Here is a 2,783-nt window from a genome sequence, read left to right as displayed (position 1 = left end):
GCTGAAGCCGGGCACATATCTGCTGCGGGCTGAGGACAGTGGCGGGCGCGCAGGGCCAGAGACGCGGGTCTCGACCAAGGGCGCGCAGGTGTTGGCCTTCTCGACACTGGCCTATCTGCAAGCTGATCCTGGGTTTGCGGGGGCAAAAACGGGCCTGCAGGTTGTGGGCTCAAATCTGACGCTCGCCACGACGACCAGCGGCGGCATCACCCAAGCTGCTGCGATGGAGGGCCAATATGGCTTTGCCGCCGGGCTTGATCTCGGCGCAGTGAAACGGGTGCGCTTGCGCTCGGAAATCGGTGTGGCAGCGCTTGCGCTCAATGACCGGATCGATGCGCGCACGGCGCTGATGGATACCTGGGCTGATTTTGACGGCGCGGCCGGTGCTGAAATCGATGTGCTGTTCGAGATCCGCGAAACCGATGACGATCCAGGTGGAAATCCCACCTGGGGGCCTTGGGGGCGTCTCGACAATCATGAAATCGAGGCGCGCGCGGTGCAAGCGCGGGCTTATCTTACGACGAGGGACGCATCCTACACGCCCACCGTCTCGCAACTGCGGCTTTATGCCGATGAGGTGGCATGAACGTGCTTTGCGTTCATGAGGCACAGACCATCGCGGCCTTTTGGCGATGCCTCAAACGAGAATGCCCGCAAGGGATTTTGAACGAGAACGGAGCACGCTGAGATGGCGCAAACGCCGAACTTCGTCATTGCCAACGACGCAGGCGCTGCCGTGCGGGCCCGCATCAACGAGGTGATCGCGGCGCTGCAATCGACCAGTGCGGGCGCTTCAGCTCCCTCTGCCACCGTGGCGGGCATGCTCTGGGTCGACACCTCGGTCTCGCCACCTGTTTTGCGACGGCGCAATGCCACGAACACAGGCTGGGACGCACTTCTGGATGCTGCGGGCAATCTGGCGGGGCTGGCCAACACGGCCATGGCCCGCAGCAACCTTGGCCTGGGGACCATGGCGACCAAATCGGCCGCCGGTTACGACACCGCAATCGCGGCAAAGGCAGAGCTCGCTGGGGCGACCTTCACCGGCGTGGTGACGGCACCGAACTTCGTGTCCTCGTCGGACGCGCGATTGAAATCCGAGGTCGAGACCATCGCTGACGCTCTGACCCTTGTCTGCGCGCTGCGTGGCGTGCGCTTTACCATGGGTGGTGCGCGTCAGATCGGGGTCATCGCCCAAGAGGTCGAACCGATCCTGCCCGAGGTCGTGCACGAAGACACGGGCGGCCAGCTCTCGGTCGCTTACGGCAATATCACCGGCCTTCTGATCGAGGCTGTAAAGGAACTGACTGCCCGTGTTGTGGCGCTGGAGGAGGACCGCCCATGAACGATAGTGGATTTATCGATACGATCAATGCGGTCTTCGGCGGTGCTGTCACGACGCTGATCGGGGCCTTCACGGGCCGCCTCATGTGGCATTCCGGTGAGGTGAAACTGGGCAACCGCCGTTTCTTTGGCAAAGAACTTCTTTGGGAAATTCCTGTCGCTGTTGGCATGGCGCTCATCGGCGAGGCGGCGGCCCACTATATCGGTCTCTCTCAGCCCATCTCGACAGGGTTTGTGGCGACGCTCGCCTATCTTGGGCCCCGAGGGGCCGAGGCGCTGCTTGCCGCCTGGCTCTGTCGCAAAAAATAAGCAGCCCGCCAACCAACCAGCTTCATTCACGTCGTCCCACCTGGGGCGGTGTTTTACATTATACGGGAGAATACCATGACACCTTTCGACATCGCCCGGGGCTACATCGGTATGACCGAAGGCCCGGGCCCCGCCGACAATCCCAAAATCCTCGAGATGTATGCCTCGGTCGGTCACGACTGGGTTGAACACGATAGCGTCGCCTGGTGCGCAGCCTTCGTCGGACACTGCCTCGAGAGAGCGGGGATCCGCTCGACCCGCAAACTGACCGCGCGATCCTATCTCGATTGGGGTGTGCCGGTCGAGGTGGCGGACGCCCTGCAAGGGGACATCGCTGTCATCCCGCGCGGCAAATCCAGCTGGCAGGGCCACGTGTTCTTCATCGACCGGATCGAGGGCGCTTGGGTCTGGGGGCTCGGAGGCAATCAGGATGATGCGGTCAGTATAAAGCGCTATCCGGTCTCTAAACTCCTTGGGGTGAGGCGCGCCGGGACTGTCGCGCCCCGCGTTGAGATGGGCGTCCAAGAGGTCCAGCGCCGCCTGAAATCCCTAGGCTATCACGAAGTGGGTGGCATTGACGGGTAGATCGGGCCGCGCACCCATGCGGCAATGCTGGCGTTCCGTCGAGACAATGATCTGCCACTTCATCCGGTCATTGATGTCGCGCTGACAGAGGCACTGCTTGTGGCAAAGTCCCGCCCGGTCTCGCCCGAGCGAGCTGTGGGCATACCTGAAGGCTCACGGATCGTTTCTGCAGCCAACGCACAGATTGCGCTTGGGGCCGCGGGTTCTGCCGGGCTTGCCTTGAACGATGTAGCGCCCCTGATCACCACAGCTGAAGATGGGCAGGACCTCGCGACCCGCATCCTCAACCTTGTCGGGCTCGGGTCTTACGCAGGCATCGTCATGCCAGCTCTGGGAGCTCTGATCTTCGTCGCGGTGATCTGTTTTGCCCTGAAAACCAGGGCGGCCCGGATTGAGGATCACCGGACCGGGAGGACACCGTGATGTTGATTGCCCGTCTTTTTGCGACCCTGCGCACGCGCATGGCTCTATGGGGCGGCCTCATGGTTATCTTTCTTGCTGCCTTGCGTGTTGCCAAGCGTCAGGGGCGACAGGCAGCAGAGGCC

The 2,783-nt window shown here is 62.5% G+C and carries 4 protein-coding genes and 1 pseudogene; all 5 read left to right on the top strand.

Annotation, left to right across the window (positions count from 1 at the left end; genetic code table 11):
* Nucleotides 1-586 (top strand): annotated as a pseudogene (locus WAO69_RS07060) (host specificity protein J); the annotation flags it as partial.
* 102 nt (nucleotides 587-688) lie between these two features.
* Nucleotides 689-1,345 carry a tail fiber domain-containing protein gene (locus tag WAO69_RS07055; protein ID WP_422177453.1) on the top strand — a complete coding sequence of 219 codons (657 nt, stop codon included), beginning with the start codon at nucleotides 689-691 and terminating at the stop codon, nucleotides 1,343-1,345.
* Complete coding sequence (locus WAO69_RS07050; RefSeq protein ID WP_422177451.1) at nucleotides 1,342-1,653, top strand: phage holin family protein; 312 nt, start codon at nucleotides 1,342-1,344, stop codon at nucleotides 1,651-1,653. The genes WAO69_RS07055 and WAO69_RS07050 overlap by 4 nt, the downstream gene beginning before the upstream one ends.
* A 75-nt stretch (nucleotides 1,654-1,728) precedes the next feature.
* Entirely contained in the window at nucleotides 1,729-2,238 is a 510-nt protein-coding gene (locus WAO69_RS07045) for a TIGR02594 family protein (RefSeq protein ID WP_422177449.1), read from the top strand.
* Between the two features lie 24 nt (nucleotides 2,239-2,262).
* On the top strand, nucleotides 2,263-2,661 hold the full coding sequence (locus WAO69_RS07040; RefSeq protein ID WP_422177447.1) for a hypothetical protein: 399 nt from the start codon (nucleotides 2,263-2,265) through the stop codon (nucleotides 2,659-2,661).
* Nucleotides 2,662-2,783: the final 122 nt, after the last annotated feature.

Origin of the sequence: Aestuariivita sp. (genome assembly GCF_049276915.1) — a bacterium.
In the GTDB taxonomy this organism is placed as follows: domain Bacteria; phylum Pseudomonadota; class Alphaproteobacteria; order Rhodobacterales; family Rhodobacteraceae; genus Aestuariivita.
This window is presented reverse-complemented; position numbering and strand designations above follow the sequence as displayed.